Genomic DNA, 15381 nt, shown 5'->3' with positions numbered 1-15381 from the left:
TGTCAGAATTTTAAACTGAGATAAATTTGTTTCAAAGTAGGGATGTAAGCTTCAAACTTCGTCGTCATCCCAGTGTGTTAGAAATGTTCCGGTTCCACAATAACTATTGATTCAATGGATTTCAATTCCACGTTAAAAAACATCTTTGTCGAAGAAAAAGACATCCCAGCGGAATTTTTGCTCCCATCATTGGTTCACCAGCGCGAGTTTCTCAGCGACGGCGAAATGAAACCCTGGGATGGGCCTGTGCATGAGGTGTATTCACCCGTTTGCATCCGCACCGAAAACGGCCTTCAACGCAAATTGATAGGCAGTTACCCGATTTGCACAGCTCAGGAAGCCGAGACGTCACTTGATGCTGCGGTGGCTGCGTATAACAATGGCCGGGGCGAATGGCCAACGATGAGCGTGGCCGAAAGGATCCATTGCGTGGAGCGGTTCACCGGCGCAATGATCGAGCAGAAGGACATTATCGTGAAGCTTATTATGTGGGAAATCGGCAAGTCATTTGCGGATTCCACCAAGGAATTTGACCGGACAGTCGAATACATTTATGCGACCATTGACTCGCTGAAAAACCTGGACCGCGACTCTTCCGGCTTTGACATTGTGGACGGCATTGCGGCGCAGGTCAGACGTTCACCACTTGGCGTTGTGCTTTGCATGGGGCCATTTAATTACCCGCTTAACGAAACTTTCACTACCCTGCATCCCCGCACTGATCATGGGCAACACCATCCTTTTCAAACCTCCGAAATTTGGAACATTGCTGCATTATCCTTTGCAGGAAGCATTTAAAAACAGTTTTCCAAAAGGCGTGGTCAATGTGATTTACGGACGCGGAAATGCCATTGTGCCCGGATTAATGCAATCGGGAAAAATTAATGTGCTGACGCTGATCGGATCCAGCAAGGTTGCTAATGAGCTTAAAAAATCACATCCGAAAGTGAACCGTCTGCGGGCGGTCTTAGGTTTGGATGCAAAAAATGCAGCGATCGTTACGCCGCATGCAGACATTAACCTGGCTGTAAAAGAGATCATTACGGGGTCACTTTCATTCAATGGACAGCGCTGCACGGCCTTGAAAATAGTTTGGGTTCACAGGAGCATTGCAGACCAGTTTTTGCAAGAGCTGAGTGCTGCCGTTGCAGAATTGAAATTTGGTATGCCGTGGGAAAAAGGCGTTGCATTAACGCCGCTCCCGGAAACCAATAAAATTGAATATCTCAACGACTGCATCGCGGACGCACTCGAACACGGCGCACAGATCATCAATGAAAACGGCGGCAAATCGGAAGGTTCATTCTTCTATCCGGCCGTTGTGTATCCGGTCAATGATAAAATGAAGCTCTATTACGAAGAACAATTCGGTCCGATCGTGCCGGTTGTCGCATTTGATGATTTGGAAGAAACCATTGAATATTTGATCGAATCCACGCACGGGCAGCAGGTTAGTATTTTCAGTAACAATGCCGACGAAGTTGCTGCGCTGATCGATCCGTTGGTTAATCAGGTTAGCCGTGTCAATATCAACAGTCAATGTCAGCGCGGGCCGGATGTGTTTCCATTTACAGGCCGCAAGGACAGCGCAGAAGGAACCTTGTCCGTTGCCGACGCGATCCGTTCTTTCTCAATTCGCTCGCTGGTTGCATTTAAGATGAACGATGCCAATAAGCAGCTGATCAATGAGATCGTGCATGAAGACACTTCTAACTTCCTGAGTACGAAGTTTATTTTCTAGCAGCCAGCATTCAAAAGCTGCTCACCAACACAAAGCCGCCCCGATCAGAACAACTGAACCAGGGCGGCTTTTTTACTTATAAATAAAACGTTTAAACGTGCGACAGAATCTCGTTAATGGTCGAAATGCTCCTGAAATTGGCGTGTTCAACATTATGCTCGATTTTCTCGTGCTCCCAGATAATGTGGTAAGGCACGTGCACCGCGTGACCGCCGATCGCCAGCACTGGCAAAACATCAGATTTGAGCGAATTACCAATCATTAAAAACTCTTCGGGAAGAATGTCCAGGTGCCGGATCAGTTTCAGATAATCAGATTCCTTTTTATCCGACATGATTTCAATGTGGTGAAAAAAGTGCTCCAATCCTGATTTCTTCAACTTGCGCTCCTGGTCAAGCAGATCTCCTTTTGTGGCAACAACCAACCTGAACTTTCCTTTCAATGCATTCAACACATCTTCAACACCTTCCAACAGTTCGATGGGTTTGGCCAAATGCTCTTTGCCATATTCCAATGCTTTTTCAATAACGGCAACATTCAATGTGTTCTCTGTCACTTTCAATGCCGTTTCCACCATGCTTAGCATGAAGCTTTTTACGCCATAACCATAAAGCGGCAGATTTTGAATTTGTATTTTGAATAATTCCTGTGAAACGGAATGCTGCGGCAAATAATCTTCCAGTAACGCGCAGAACTTTTGCTCTGTTTCCTGAAAGTAAGGCTCGTTGGCCCAAAGTGTGTCGTCAGCGTCGAATGCAATAACTTTTATGGACATTGTCTAAATGTTTTCTGATTCAATTCCAAAATTACACTTACCCGGTCGCACTGGCAATTAACCCGGCTGAATTTACTTTGGTAATAACTAAGCGGCGCCAGGCGGAGCGCAATCCATCAAAGTAGTTTTACATTTTGAAGATTCGTTGTGCATTTAAGTAAGTTATTTCTCTTAATTTAGTTGAATAATGCAAAGCATATGAGATGAGTTCAGAGTTTACAATTGAGTCTTTGGAAATGGTGATTTCCGGAATAAACGCCGGAATTTGGGATTGGGACTTTGCTACGGATGACCAGTATCTGGTCAGACCGATTTTTCGAACTGCTTGAATATCAGCCGGGCGAAGTGAGTCCGGGTTATGAGTCTTTTATTGGAAATCTTGTCCATCCGGAAGACAGGAAGATCGTGATCGATGCCGTTAAGGCGCAATTGGAACAAAACATTCCTTATAATGTCCACGTCAGGCTTAAAACGAAACACAGCGGTTACCGTTTCTTCGAATGCCGAGGTAATGCTAAGTTTATTGACGGCAAACCGGCCAGAATGGTGGGCTCCATCACCGACATTCACGAGCGGCACTCGCTAAAAGAACAGCTTTCCAAAAACGAGAATCTTTTACAAGTTGCCAGCCGCCTCGCCCGCATTGGCGCCTGGGAACTGGACATTCCGACCATGACGCCCTCTTGGTCTCCGAAAATATACGAAATCGTGGCGCTCGACAGTGCACATATTCTGGACCTGAAAACGGCGTTTCAATTTTACAAACCGTGGTCGCAGCCGCTGATACAGGAAGCATTTGATCACGCGATCAATATTGGGAAGCCTTTCGATGTGGAGCTTTGGATGGAAACCACGGAAGGCAAAGACATTTGGGCACGCACGATCGGCCAGGCCGAGCTGCAAGATGGAAAACCCGTGAAGCTTTTTGGTGTGTTGCAGGACCTTACCGAAAGCAAGCTGAATGAGGAAAAACTTAGTGTTGTTTTCCAGCATTCAACGGATGCACATTTGCTGATTGACAACCAAGGCATTATTGATTGCAATAAGGCGGCAGTGAAAATGCTGCGCTGCAAGGATAAAAGTCAGCTCCTGTCGATTCACCCGGCCACATTTTCACCAGAGTTTCAGCCCGACGGCCAAAGATCCGAGAATAAGTCGAAGGAAATGGACCGCATTGCGCATGAAACGGGATACAACCGTTTTGAATGGATCCATAGGCGGCTTGATGGTGAAGATTTTCCTGTAGAAGTGACGCTTAATCCTGTCCATATCAACAATAAAAAAGTGTTGCTGGTGGTTTGGCACGATATCAGCCACCGCAAGCACGCCGAAGAAGTGATCCGGCGAAACGAGGCAATGCTTTCGGAATCGCAGCAGTTGACGCACAGCGGAAGCTGGGAAGCAGAGCCTGGTTACGGGGCAAAATTTTTGGTCCGATGAGGCTTTTCGGATTTTCGGGCTTGAACCCGACAGCGCCGGGCCGCATACGGAGCTGTTTTCGAAAATGATCCATCCGGACGACATGCATTTGTACATTTCGCATATTAAAGATGCGGTCAATAATCTCAGTCCCGCGAGCTTCGACTTACGCATTGTGCTGCCCGATGGAAAAATCAAATTTATTCACGCCATAGGAAAGCCTTTCGTTGATCAGACCGGCCGCGTTGTGAAATTATATGGCGCGATCATGGACATTGATGCGCAGAAAAAAAATGAGCAGGAATTGATCAAGGCAAAGGAAGAAGCTGAAATGGCCGCAGTCGCCAAATCGCAGTTCCTGTCCACAATGAGTCATGAAATTCGCACACCGATGAATGCGGTGATCGGTTTTACACATTTGCTGCTGCAACAGGATCCGAGGCCTGAGCAGATGGAATATCTGAATATCCTTAAATTTTCGGCGGAGAATTTATTGGTGCTGATCAACGACATTCTCGATTTCAGTAAGATTGATGCTGGTAAAATTGAGTTTGAAGAAGTCGATTTCAACATTTCATCACTCCTGGAAAATATCAGATCAGGAAACATTCAACGCGCTGACGAAAAAGGGATCCGTTTGCAGGTAAATGTGGCTCCCGAACTGAATATGACCGTCGTGGGCGATCCCGTGCGACTTGGACAGATCCTTACCAACCTGATCAGCAATGCCGTGAAGTTCACGGAAGTTGGTGAAGTGATCGTTACGGCGGCTATCAGAAATCGCGAAAATAATGTGCTCACCATTGACTTTGAAGTGAAAGACACGGGAATAGGAATTCCTGAAAACAAGATCGAAAACATCTTCGACAGCTTTACGCAAGCGACTTCGGATACAACCCGAAAATATGGCGGATCAGGTCTGGGCCTTACGATTACCAAACGTTTGCTGGAACTACAAAAGAGCAGCATTCAACTGGAAAGTAAGCAAGGCGAAGGTTCAAGATTTTATTTCAGCCTCAACTTTAAAGTTAGTGCAAACCAGTCGCATGACGCGGGAAGCCATTCTGTTACCAAAACACAAAGTCTGAAAGGGACAAAACTGCTGATCGTGGAAGACAACACCGTTAACATTTTCCTCATGAAAAACTTCATGAAGCAATGGGAGATTGAATACGATGTCGCAGAAAACGGGCTGATTGCTTACCAATTGGTCCAGCAAAATGATTATGATCTGATCCTGATGGATTTGCAAATGCCCGAAATGGACGGTTATGAAGCAACCGCCCGGATTCGATGCTTACCTGATCGCAAATATGCAGAACTTCCGATTATCGCGCTGACCGCTTCTGCCATGCTGGATATCAAGGATATCGCGTTTCAGGTGGGAATGAATGATTATGTAAGCAAGCCATTTACGCCTAATGAATTGTATGCGAAAATCGCTGCTTACCGGAAAAAAGGAACCGTCTGAATGTGTTGTTAAAAAAGTTTCAGGCAGTTTGAAGGAAAATGACCCGGTTATAATAGGCCGGGTCGTATTTTACAAGCACCTGGCTTCCTTGTTTCATGGCGTCGTATTTGGAATAGGATAAGATCTCCCGCACTTCTGCCACAAAATCGGCGCCTTTTTCGGGCTGTATTTTTACCTTCATCTGATATTCGGGAAGGTTGTTGAGATATTCGCCCGTTGGTTCAATATTTAAAACCGTTGCGTTTGCCTCAATGCCTTCCAGTAATATTTTTTGCTTTTGTTTTGCCTGACGATTTTTTCGGATAACGCTGACAATCCAGAAGATTATCATGCCAAATAAAATGATGGTTGCGCCAATTTCCCTGTTGCTTTCCACGGTGTATATGTGATTGAGTTTTTACCAAAAATAAGCCTATTTGACCTGCTAATGCGGCATTGCGGTTATCAAACGGTGGCTTAACTTATTAAATGGCAAAGCATCACGTAATACTACGCGGTAATTACTAAGCATTAATTGTAAAATCGTGTTACAGGTCCATCGCGGGCGATTTTCCCTCAATTGTTTCAGAGCTGACCATCGGCAATTTGTTATAGTCGAGCCAGTAATGACAGATGGTTTCAAGCATATAACGGAGCTCTTCAAATTCCATTGGTTTCACAAAAAACGAATTGGCTCCGGCCAGGTAACATTTGTTGATTACGTCATTGGAATTGTTGCTGCTCAATATCACCACAGGAAGCGTTTTCCATTGGGTAACCGTGTTATCGGGTGAATTTCTGATCAATTTAAGAAGCGAGAGCCCGTTAATCGAAGGCATGTTCAGATCCATAATGATCAATGCGGGGCGTCTGCCTGCGTAATCAGGTGAGGATTGCAGAATGAGAAACTGATACAACTCATTTCCACCCTGAAAAAATTTCACATGATAATTCGGAAGAAATTTGTTGAAGATACTTCTGACCAGAAACCGATGGTCGGCCGAGTCATCGACGAGGTAAATCTCCTGTTTGTCCATTTTGAAGGCTATGTTTTAGTTACATTTCGATTGTTGAAATTTGAGGTGGGTTACTAAATCACTAATATAAGTGACAAATAATCGTTCCATGCGTTACGAGCCGCATGGAACCGATCGGATTTAAGTTTATTGGGTATGCAGTTATTTAACGGTAACTGCTTTTTGACTTGTATTTGGAAAACAAAGCCCAGCCCAAAGCGGTCACTGCCGTCACAACGCCGATTGTAAAGAGCACTTTGTAAGGTTCTGAGCCTTCCTGCGGAATGGACACGACTCCTTCGCTGTCCGTGATCGCAGGCGTCATTACATACCGACCTCGTTTCGGAACGGCTTTATCTTCAAAATAATAAGCGAGCTCCAACAATTGCTGCTGCATTTCCTGCCCCGACATGGGCTGCCCATGCCCCGTTGCCACCACTTCCGGCAGCAGGGAAGCAAGCTGGTCTACGGAATCCTCCGCTTTTAACCAGTTGCACGTGAAATACTTAGGCGGACCACTTATCACCTTTGTTTGTAACAGCACAGAAACCGCTGATTCCTGTTTCGTGGTCACAAAAGCATCTCCGGCGATAAGCACCTTGTCTTTTTCCCGCCAAAAACTTACATGACCCGGCGCATGCCCAGGCGTATGAAGATAAGTCCATCCGGGCATGAAAGGAATCTCCGGCGTAATGCCCGGAAAAGCTTCCACACGTTCGTGAATATCAATGGGTTCGTTGCTGTAAAGATCGGCCATGTAGGCCATCATGCCGCCGCCCACGCTTGAATCCGCTGGCGGATAAGCCGATTTTCCGGTGAGATAAGGCAGTTCCAGATAATGCGCGTAAACGGGAACATCCCATTCTTCGGCCAGCCTTTTCAATGATCCCACATGATCGAAATGGCCATGTGTGAGGACAATTGCACTTGGCCGCGAGTCGGGTCCAAAGAGCTCACTAACCATCTTCTTGATTTTTGGATAAGCCGTTTTCAGACCTGCATCAACCAAAACCCATGAGTTATCTTCCTCATTTTTAATTATATATACATTAACAAAAATATCCGTTAGGCCCCATATGCCGTCCGCAACCTGGAAATAAGACTTACGCTCAACCACAGGTTTTTCTTCTTGTGTTGCTGTTTGTTCCATATTGAATTCGTATTAAATGTTCTGATTCGTTTGGCGTTCCGCTCTAAAAACTATGCCATCAACGTGCCAATGTCTTTATATTAAAAACCTTTATTGTCCTTTTTTATAGGTAACCCCCTGCCTTTCTTGCGGCCTCAAAAGGCACTCAGGCTCGATTTTTTACTGCGAAAAAACATTGTATCAAACATTGAAACATGGAGCAGACCACGACACCGACATCCGTTATCCCGAACCATCTTTGGTGGCAACAAGGCGTTATATATCAGATTTACCCAAGATCTTTTCAAGATTCAAATGGTGACGGAGTTGGTGATTTGCAAGGAATTATAAGCAGACTTGATTATTTGCAGTGGCTGGGCATCGACTGCGTTTGGCTTTCGCCCATTTTCTCCTCGCCTATGGCCGATTTCGGCTACGATATTTCCGATTACCGCGGCATTCATCCACTTTTCGGGACCATGGAGGATTTTGATCAGCTGCTTAATGAAGTGCATAACCGCGGCATGAAACTCCTGCTCGACCTCGTGCCCAATCACACGAGCGATCAGCATCCCTGGTTTTTAGAAAGCCGCTCCTCGCGGAATAACCCCAAACGTGACTGGTACATTTGGCACGACGGAAAGGAGGACGGCTCTTTGCCTAACAACTGGCTGAGCGTTTTTGGCGGACATGCCTGGGAATGGGATGAAACGACGCAACAATATTATTATCACGCATTTTTAAAGGAGCAGCCAGATTTAAACTGGCGTAATCCGGAAGTGCAGCAAGCCATGCTGGATGTGATGCGATTCTGGTTAGAGAAAGGCATTGACGGTTTCCGGGTGGATGTCATGTGGCACATGATCAAAGATGAGCAGCTGCGTGACAACCCGCCTTTTCCCGGATCGCCTTATAATCCGGAAGATTTGATTTACGATCATTATACACCCGTTTACTCAACCGACCAGCCGGAAGTGCACGAGATTGTTCGCATGATGCGCGCACTTACGGATGAGTTTGATGATCGTGTGCTGATCGGGGAAATCTATTTGCCGATCCATAAACTGGTCACTTATTATGGCCGGGACAACAAAGGTGCACATTTACCTTTCAACTTCCAGCTGCTGACATTGCCCTGGGATGCGCCGCAGATTGCGATGGCCATTGACGAATATGAAGGGGCGCTGCCAGCAGAAGGCTGGCCGAACTGGGTGCTCGGCAATCATGATAAACCCAGAATTTCAAGTCGCGTTGGGCGGTCGCAGGCGAAAATCGGGGCATTAATGCTGCTTACATTACGCGGAACACCAACCATATATTACGGTGACGAAATTGGCATGCGGGATGTCCCCATTCCCATGAACGAGATCGTGGACCCGCAAGGACTCAACATGCCTGACCTGAACATAAGCCGCGACCCGGCCCGGACGCCTATGCAGTGGAGCAGCGAAATCAACGGCGGTTTTTCAAACCATAAGCCGTGGTTGCGCTTGCCCTATAATTCTGGACGCGTGAATGTTGAAAAACAAAAGAATGACGAATATTCAAAGCTGTCGTTCTATCGAAAGCTTATCAAAATCAGGAAAGAAAGCCCCGCGCTTAACATTGGCAAATACAGCCCGGTTTACGCGGATCAGCAACTTATTTCATACATCCGGGAGTGGGAAAATGAGAAATTCCTGATCATTCTGAACCTCACACACCGACCTGCGTATTTCAAACCCCGACAAAAATCCTATCAGGGAACGGTGATTCTGGGAACGGAAATTGAACGCATCGGCATGCAGGTTCAAGACATTATCACACTTGGTGGTGACGAGGGCCTGCTCATTCGCCTAACATAAACTGTAAAATTATGCCTTCACAAATTGTATTGGATTGCAGCAAAGCGCTTGCAGACAAAAAATTAACCGTCGCCTTTGCAGAGAGTGCAACTGCCGGCCGAGCTTCTGCCGAATTTTCATTATGTCCCGACTCCGGGCAGGTTTTGAAAGGCGGGCTTGTGTGTTATGATGCCAATTTGAAGATCGGGATCCTCCGGGTTCCCAAAGAAATGATTGACAAGTTTACACCGGAAAGCGCTGAGGTTACAAAAGAAATCGCGAACCGGTTGCAAACATTTATTCCAGCAGATATCCATGTCGGGATTACGGGCCTCACCACGCCAGGAGGCAGTGAAACGCCGGAGAAACCTGTCGGAACCATATTTATTCATGCTTTTTTGAAAGACAAATCCGTTGCCGTGCGCGAAACATTTGAGGGCACGCCGGAAGCGATCGTCCTGCAATCCATTGACTGGGTGGCCGATCTGCTGCTCAATGAAATTCCTAAAAATACCAAACTCACTGAAACTGACGCAATTCATGAATAGTCCTAAACTTGTAGCAGGTTACCACGCGTCCCACGAGCAGTTCAAACCGAGCGAACTTCTCAACTGGGCGCTAAAGGCGAATGCCGCCGGCTTTAACCATTCACTCTGTTCTGACCATTATTATCCATGGAGCGAAACGCAAGGCGAAAGTGGTTTTGCATGGAGTTGGCTAGGTGCGGCCATGCAGGCAACGAATATGGAGTTCGGTATTGTGAATGCTCCTGTGCAACGTTATAATCCGGCAATTATCGCTCAGGCCGTGGCGACGCTTTGTGAAATGTTCCCTGGAAAATTCTGGATCGCAACCGGAAGCGGTCAATTTCTGAATGAGCACATTAATGGTGAAAAATGGCCTTCGAAAGAGATCCGTAACGAACGTTTGAAAGAATGCGTCGACATTATGCGTGCACTTTGGCGGGGAGAAATGGTTTCTCACAAAGGTCATGTTGTGGTGGAAGAAGCAAAACTTTACACACGTCCTGATTACATGCCAACTGTTATCGGCGCAGCTATTACGACGAAAACGGCGCGCTGGATCGGCGGCTGGGCAGATGGAATGATCACCACTTCAAAGCCATATGATGAGTTGAAAGCGACCATTGATGCATTTCGTGAAGGCGGCGGTGAAGGAAAGCCGGTTTATGTAAAGGTGCAGTTGTCCTATGACAGAACTTATGAAAAAGCACTTCAAGGCGCGCACGAGCAGTGGCGTAACAATGTTTTTTCCTCATCGCTTTTGTCTGATATAAAAATGCCGGAAGCCTTTGATGCAGCAGGCGTGATGATTCAACCGGAAGAAATTCTTCCTTTTGTGCGCGTTTCAGACAGCACCGATCAGCACATTGAATGGCTCAGCCGGGATTATGAGGCAGGCGCATCACACGTTTATTTACACAATGTAAACCGGGAACAGGATCAGTTCATCGACGTTTTTGCTGAAAAAGTGCTGCCCGCTTTAAACCGTCTGTAACGACTTGGTATCATTTTTTAACCACAAAAAGGAATCAACAAATTGAGAATGAATATGAAAGCGATAAAATCGATATTAACGGCGTCTGCATTGGCACTTTGCCTTGGATTAACCTCATGCGGAAAGGTCAATGATTATGAAAAAGGAAGCGAAGGGTCCGGCAGCGCGAGCCAAACAACGCCTAATGATAGCAGCGGCGCGGAAAGCACCAAGGCAATGGGCATTGGTGAAGATAATCAAGACGACAGCCTGGGCTATCCATCGAATCAATCAAACCTGAATGCTGACTCAACAAGACGCAAGCACGATGATAGTTTGAGCAAAAAGCCGACAGGAAAATAATGCTTGGATAGACAAACAAATAGTTATGGCCGGAATGGCCGGAGACATTGAAAATGGGCAGGAATGTGATCCGTAATCTGGATTGTTCCTGCCCATTTTCATGTAATTAATCATCATAAATAAACCTTTGCAGCGACTTAGCCTTCTCACGCGCAACGGCAACTTTTCCCGCGAAGTCCTCCGCACCAGCGGAATCTCCGGACTGCGAAAATTCTTCTTTCGTGTTTTCCAGGATAATGATCGCTTCTTCCAGTCCCCGGAGCGCCTGCCATAATCTTGCGTCAATGGCCTCGGTAAGGTCCGCAAGCAACGAGCTGTAGGTGTAAGCATGCCCGGTGTGGCAACGAAAACGCGTTATTTTTCCTTCCTTAATCTTTATCAAAGTTCCGCTGCATTCGGGACAGGCAATTGGAGCAAGTTCTCCCAGATCAAGCACTTTTTTATCCAGATCATTAGTCTGAGCTGCGAAGTCGATCTCCGTTTTCATCCTGCTCAATTCCGGAACTTCTGGTGCTTCCGTCTCCTCGATTTTCTTGCCTTGAACCAGTTCTGTCAGCAATGATGCGATTTCAGCAAGCGGAACAGAATAATCCACATCCACATATTCCAGCACACTTTGCGGCATGCTGGGATACATAGCATCATCAGGTTGCTGCACAATCCCAATGCCGCCAAGCCGCTTCACAGACCACATCCCGGAAGTGCCGTCATCCAGCATGCCGGTAAGGATCAACCCGATCACCCGCGGTCCATAATTGTAAGCCGCCGACCGGAAAAGTGCGTCAATAGAAGGTCGGAAGCGATTTTCCTTCGGGCCTCTTTTGACAAGAATTCTGTCTTTTTCAATCAATAAATGGCAATCCGGGGGAGCCAGGTAAATGTGCCCTTTTTGAAACACTTCGCCGTCATACGGATGCTTTGCAGGCAGAGAACTTTTTGTACTTAATATCTTTGGCAAAAAACTATGTGCGTGTGGTGAGATATGCTGAACAATGAAAATGGGTGCATTGAAATCAGCGGGTAACATATTAACAAGTTCCTGTAATGCAGTTACTCCCCCAGCGGAGGAGCCTATTACAACAATATCCAGTTTTTCCATAAAGTCCGTTTAACGTTAAACAAGCATGGCTGATAGACGATTTGAATTTTAAAATTTTATGCCATTCAATTTTATCCCATTTTTTATCACGAAAAAGGGCCGACATAAGCCGGCCCTGATCCTAGTTTATCGATGAGAATAAATTAGTGTGCAACTTTCGCTGAATCGCGCAGACGTTTGATTGTATCATGTCCGTCTTTTAATATCGCCTTTTGTCTCATGATCAATGCCCGCAAGTCAGGCGCAAGCTCATCAGATTTAAGTGCTGTTTCATAAGCTTTTTGAGCAGCATCTTCACCGAACTCTGAATTTTCCAATGAAGTTTTTCTGCCGTCGTTGGAGAATGCTGATTTCACATCCATCCATGTCCTGTATAATTTGCCGGAAATCATTGTTCCTGTCGCGGCCTCGCCTCCCAGCGAAGTCACTTGGCCCGAAAGTTCCGATACATTGGAACGGCTATGGTCTGCAAGATTTGAATATAATGATCTCAGGTCTGTATCCGAAGCGTCGGTTTCGTCTGACGCTTTCTTGTATCCTTCAATGCGGTCGTTGTTGATAAGGATCAAGTCATTAAGTATTTCAATTACTTCTGAATTAGCCATGACTGTGAAATTTTGGTTATGACGATCCATGTGAAATAATTGTTCCAACGCACCGGATGCATTTAGAAGACAGGCGTCGTTTTATTTTGTAGAGGTTTTTTCACCGTATATACGCGGCAAGCAATTTTTGAATAAAAACAGACATTACTTCTCGCTCAGCTTTTTCCTTACTTTACTCAGAAATTCAGGAGAAAAGCCCAGGTAAGATGCGATGTAATGTTGCGCAACACGTTGTGGAATGGCGGGGTAACGGTTAAGAAAATCCAGATATTTTTCAACCGCTGTTGTGGAAATCGTCCGGAACAGTCGTTCCTGTAACTGGGCGAGATTTCGCTGCACCATAAGCCTGAACATACGCTCGAAGCCAGGCACTTTTTCAAGCAAGATCTCTTTTGTTTCGGGTGTCAGGATCAGTAATTCGCAATCTTCAAGCGTTTCAATGTAAACCAAGCCGGGCGTCTGGTTCTGGAAGCTGGTAATGTCGCTTACCCACCAGTCTTCCACGGCAAATTGCAATGTAACCTCAGCGCCCGCATTATCAATGTGGTAAGTGCGGATACAGCCTTTCAATATGTAAGCTTCAAATTGACAAACCTCCCCTTCCTGCAAAAGGAATGTCTTTTTAGGATATTTTTTAAACTGAAGCAATGAGTCGAAAAATTCCAGGTCCGCCAGGGAGAACTGCATGCACCGCAGTGCATAATCATTTATTTTATCAAACATGCTTCAATCAGGATTCGGTTAATGTCGGGCAAGCGCGTGCGAAATTTCGGAGTAAAGCAAGCCGCTTCCGCCTCCAAAATGGCGCATACAAACGATCGCGGGATCAATGGAATGGCATAATGCAAGCACCTGCGACTCCGTTTCTGCATCCACGCCCACGCCTAAAAGTACTAAATCAAAATTACTTTTTTGAAACGCTTCCTTCGCTTGCTCGAAGCTGGCAACGCCCGTTCCGTTCCAATCCTTATTTTTATTAATGAGCCGGATGATCGTTTCCAGAATTTCCGAATGTTCTGCTAAAACCAGGATATTTACATTTGCCATTTTTCAGGGATTTCCATGATTAAAATTTCCGCCTCGTCGATTGCTTTGATCTTGACAGCATTTTCCGGCCAAATGCCATATCCGTCCCTTGTGCTCAATGCCTGCCCGTCCGCATCCACATTTCCTTTAATGATAAAAATATAGAGCCCGTTGGAAGCGTCCTTTAATGTGTGGCTTGTTTCAAAACCTGCATCAAACTTGCCAATGTGAAACCACGCCTGCTGGTTAATCCACACGCCCTCATCTTCGGAGTCCGGTGACAGGATTTGTAAAAACCGGTTGTGACTGTCGCCGTGACTGTAATCGCGCTGGTCATAACGGGGTGCAATGTTAAGCTTGTCAGGATAAAGCCAGATTTGCAAAAACGTCACCGGTTCGTCTGCATTTTTATTAAACTCAGTGTGGTAAATGCCCGTCCCCGCGCTCATAGCCTGGATTTCACCCGGACTTATCACCGCAACATTGCCCATGCTATCCTGGTGTTCGAGCGTGCCTTCCAATGGAATTGAGATGATTTCCATGTTGTCGTGCGGGTGCCTTCCGAACCCTTTTCCACCATTGACAATGTCATCATTCAAAACCCGCAAAGCCCCGAATTGGAGCCTTTGCGGATCATAATGATCATGAAAACTGAATGTCTGCGCACTTTTGAGCCAACCGTGGTCTGCTGTGAAACGCGAGTCGGCTTTGTGTAAGATGCTGTTTTTCATAATGTTTTATAAAAAACTGAGTGTTTTAAATGCTCAGTATATTTTTGTTGGCAAGCTGAATTTCCGCAGATGAAATGGTGTGCTGTCTGCCTGGATAAATAGCGAAAGTCACAAATGCATCCAATCTTTCAAGGATCGCAATGCTTTCTTTTACGCGGGAAACGGGAACGTGCGGATCCGGATCACCTGTGGAGATAAAAACCGGCGTGCCCGCAAAGTCACCCTGATAATGCGCTTCATTCAATTCCTCACCGATTAAGCCGCCCGTGAAAGCGATGATGCCACCGTATCTTTTTGCATTGCGGGTTGTGTATTCCAGCGTCAGGCAAGCTCCTTGCGAAAACCCTGCAAAGTAGATATTCTCAGCCGCAATCCCATCTGCTTCAATGTCCTTAACAACCTGATCTATAACTTCCAAAGCCGAATCCAATGCAGGCTGGTTCTGGATCGAGGGTGCCATGAAACTGTATGGATACCAGCTGTTGTTGGTTGCTTTCGGCGCATAAATCGCCATTTCACTAATATCGAGAACGCGCTTCAAGGAAATGATATCTTCCGCAGAGCCGCCTCTTCCGTGCAGCATGACGATGGCTTTTATCGCGTCCGCAGCAGGCTTTCCATCTTTTACGATTTGGTTATTATGCGTATACATGACATTGATTTTTAAGTAAAACCAACGCCAGCCATGCGTTTACATGGCCAGCGTT

At 46.1% G+C, this 15381-nt stretch carries 16 protein-coding genes and 1 pseudogene; 7 read left to right on the top strand and 10 right to left on the bottom strand.

Annotation, left to right across the window (positions count from 1 at the left end):
• The first annotated feature begins 114 nt into the window (after positions 1-114).
• A pseudogene (locus AC0IYG_RS08920) lies at positions 115-1741 on the top strand (NADP-dependent glyceraldehyde-3-phosphate dehydrogenase).
• 91 nt (positions 1742-1832) lie between these two features.
• On the opposite strand, the gene AC0IYG_RS08915 reads toward AC0IYG_RS08920, so the two are convergent.
• Positions 1833-2516, bottom strand: coding sequence for an HAD family hydrolase (locus AC0IYG_RS08915; protein WP_471710744.1), 684 nt, complete (start codon positions 2514-2516; stop codon positions 1833-1835).
• A 288-nt stretch (positions 2517-2804) separates the two neighbouring features.
• On the opposite strand from AC0IYG_RS08915, the gene AC0IYG_RS08910 reads away from it, so the two are divergent.
• Positions 2805-3956, top strand: a complete 1152-nt coding sequence (locus tag AC0IYG_RS08910; protein WP_471710743.1) for a PAS domain-containing protein — start codon at positions 2805-2807, stop codon at positions 3954-3956.
• Positions 3925-5406: a response regulator gene (locus tag AC0IYG_RS08905; RefSeq protein ID WP_471710886.1), complete on the top strand. Its 1482-nt coding sequence runs from the start codon at positions 3925-3927 to the stop codon at positions 5404-5406. The genes AC0IYG_RS08910 and AC0IYG_RS08905 overlap by 32 nt, the downstream gene beginning before the upstream one ends.
• A gap of 19 nt (positions 5407-5425) precedes the next feature.
• Here the strand turns inward: AC0IYG_RS08905 and AC0IYG_RS08900 are convergent, their stop codons facing one another.
• The 3 genes from AC0IYG_RS08900 to AC0IYG_RS08890 all read right to left on the bottom strand — a co-directional run bounded on the left by AC0IYG_RS08900 (position 5426) and on the right by AC0IYG_RS08890 (position 7551).
• Complete coding sequence (locus tag AC0IYG_RS08900) at positions 5426-5782, bottom strand: hypothetical protein (protein WP_471710742.1); 357 nt, start codon at positions 5780-5782, stop codon at positions 5426-5428.
• A gap of 151 nt (positions 5783-5933) precedes the next feature.
• Positions 5934-6422: a response regulator gene (locus AC0IYG_RS08895; RefSeq protein ID WP_471710741.1), complete on the bottom strand. Its 489-nt coding sequence runs from the start codon at positions 6420-6422 to the stop codon at positions 5934-5936.
• Positions 6423-6567: 145 nt separating this feature from the next.
• A complete protein-coding gene (locus AC0IYG_RS08890) occupies positions 6568-7551 on the bottom strand; it encodes an MBL fold metallo-hydrolase (RefSeq protein ID WP_471710740.1) in 984 nt (327 codons plus the stop codon).
• A 194-nt stretch (positions 7552-7745) separates the two neighbouring features.
• Between AC0IYG_RS08890 and AC0IYG_RS08885 the strand changes: the two genes are divergently transcribed.
• The 4 genes from AC0IYG_RS08885 to AC0IYG_RS08870 are packed head-to-tail and all read left to right on the top strand — an operon-like array spanning position 7746 to position 11213.
• Entirely contained in the window at positions 7746-9374 is a 1629-nt protein-coding gene (locus tag AC0IYG_RS08885; RefSeq protein ID WP_471710739.1) for an alpha-amylase family glycosyl hydrolase, read from the top strand.
• A gap of 11 nt (positions 9375-9385) precedes the next feature.
• Positions 9386-9901 carry a CinA family protein gene (locus AC0IYG_RS08880; protein WP_471710738.1) on the top strand — a complete coding sequence of 172 codons (516 nt, stop codon included), beginning with the start codon at positions 9386-9388 and terminating at the stop codon, positions 9899-9901.
• A complete protein-coding gene (locus tag AC0IYG_RS08875) occupies positions 9894-10871 on the top strand; it encodes a TIGR03885 family FMN-dependent LLM class oxidoreductase (protein WP_471710737.1) in 978 nt (325 codons plus the stop codon). Before AC0IYG_RS08880 ends, AC0IYG_RS08875 begins: the two co-directional genes overlap by 8 nt.
• 54 nt (positions 10872-10925) lie before the next feature.
• Entirely contained in the window at positions 10926-11213 is a 288-nt protein-coding gene (locus tag AC0IYG_RS08870) for a hypothetical protein (RefSeq protein ID WP_471710736.1), read from the top strand.
• 106 nt (positions 11214-11319) lie between these two features.
• Here AC0IYG_RS08870 and AC0IYG_RS08865 read toward each other — a convergent pair whose 3' ends face one another.
• The 6 genes from AC0IYG_RS08865 to AC0IYG_RS08840 all read right to left on the bottom strand — a co-directional run bounded on the left by AC0IYG_RS08865 (position 11320) and on the right by AC0IYG_RS08840 (position 15326).
• Entirely contained in the window at positions 11320-12312 is a 993-nt protein-coding gene (locus AC0IYG_RS08865; RefSeq protein ID WP_471710735.1) for a chemotaxis protein CheB, read from the bottom strand.
• A 143-nt stretch (positions 12313-12455) separates the two neighbouring features.
• Complete coding sequence (locus AC0IYG_RS08860; protein WP_471710734.1) at positions 12456-12917, bottom strand: PA2169 family four-helix-bundle protein; 462 nt, start codon at positions 12915-12917, stop codon at positions 12456-12458.
• Positions 12918-13061: 144 nt separating this feature from the next.
• A complete protein-coding gene (locus tag AC0IYG_RS08855; protein ID WP_471710733.1) occupies positions 13062-13640 on the bottom strand; it encodes a Crp/Fnr family transcriptional regulator in 579 nt (192 codons plus the stop codon).
• Positions 13641-13658: 18 nt separating this feature from the next.
• Entirely contained in the window at positions 13659-13964 is a 306-nt protein-coding gene (locus tag AC0IYG_RS08850; protein WP_471710732.1) for a response regulator receiver protein, read from the bottom strand.
• Complete coding sequence (locus AC0IYG_RS08845; RefSeq protein WP_471710731.1) at positions 13952-14674, bottom strand: pirin family protein; 723 nt, start codon at positions 14672-14674, stop codon at positions 13952-13954. Before AC0IYG_RS08845 ends, AC0IYG_RS08850 begins: the two co-directional genes overlap by 13 nt.
• Before the next feature lie 25 nt (positions 14675-14699).
• Positions 14700-15326 (bottom strand): alpha/beta hydrolase, encoded by a 627-nt coding sequence (locus tag AC0IYG_RS08840; protein ID WP_471710730.1) that lies wholly within the window; start codon positions 15324-15326, stop codon positions 14700-14702.
• Positions 15327-15381 lie beyond the last annotated feature (55 nt).

Source organism: Dyadobacter sp. AC419, from assembly GCF_979253085.1.
Note: the sequence above shows the minus strand (reverse complement) of the source record. Positions and strands in the feature narration are given on the sequence as shown.

Bases quoted from the DNA above. Each gene is read 5' to 3' on its own strand.
- AC0IYG_RS08865 (WP_471710735.1), bottom strand. From the start codon at position 12,312: ATGGAAAAACTGGATATTGTTGTAATAGGCTCCTCCGCTGGGGGAGTA.
- AC0IYG_RS08895 (WP_471710741.1), bottom strand. From the start codon at position 6,422: ATGGACAAACAGGAGATTTACCTCGTCGATGACTCGGCCGACCATCGG.
- AC0IYG_RS08850 (WP_471710732.1), bottom strand. From the start codon at position 13,964: ATGGCAAATGTAAATATCCTGGTTTTAGCAGAACATTCGGAAATTCTG.
- AC0IYG_RS08880 (WP_471710738.1), top strand. From the start codon at position 9,386: ATGCCTTCACAAATTGTATTGGATTGCAGCAAAGCGCTTGCAGACAAA.
- AC0IYG_RS08855 (WP_471710733.1), bottom strand. From the start codon at position 13,640: ATGTTTGATAAAATAAATGATTATGCACTGCGGTGCATGCAGTTCTCC.
- AC0IYG_RS08910 (WP_471710743.1), top strand. From the start codon at position 2,805: ATGACCAGTATCTGGTCAGACCGATTTTTCGAACTGCTTGAATATCAG.
- AC0IYG_RS08915 (WP_471710744.1), bottom strand. From the start codon at position 2,516: ATGTCCATAAAAGTTATTGCATTCGACGCTGACGACACACTTTGGGCC.
- AC0IYG_RS08870 (WP_471710736.1), top strand. From the start codon at position 10,926: ATGAAAGCGATAAAATCGATATTAACGGCGTCTGCATTGGCACTTTGC.
- AC0IYG_RS08840 (WP_471710730.1), bottom strand. From the start codon at position 15,326: ATGTATACGCATAATAACCAAATCGTAAAAGATGGAAAGCCTGCTGCG.
- AC0IYG_RS08885 (WP_471710739.1), top strand. From the start codon at position 7,746: ATGGAGCAGACCACGACACCGACATCCGTTATCCCGAACCATCTTTGG.
- AC0IYG_RS08890 (WP_471710740.1), bottom strand. From the start codon at position 7,551: ATGGAACAAACAGCAACACAAGAAGAAAAACCTGTGGTTGAGCGTAAG.
- AC0IYG_RS08845 (WP_471710731.1), bottom strand. From the start codon at position 14,674: ATGAAAAACAGCATCTTACACAAAGCCGACTCGCGTTTCACAGCAGAC.
- AC0IYG_RS08875 (WP_471710737.1), top strand. From the start codon at position 9,894: ATGAATAGTCCTAAACTTGTAGCAGGTTACCACGCGTCCCACGAGCAG.
- AC0IYG_RS08860 (WP_471710734.1), bottom strand. From the start codon at position 12,917: ATGGCTAATTCAGAAGTAATTGAAATACTTAATGACTTGATCCTTATC.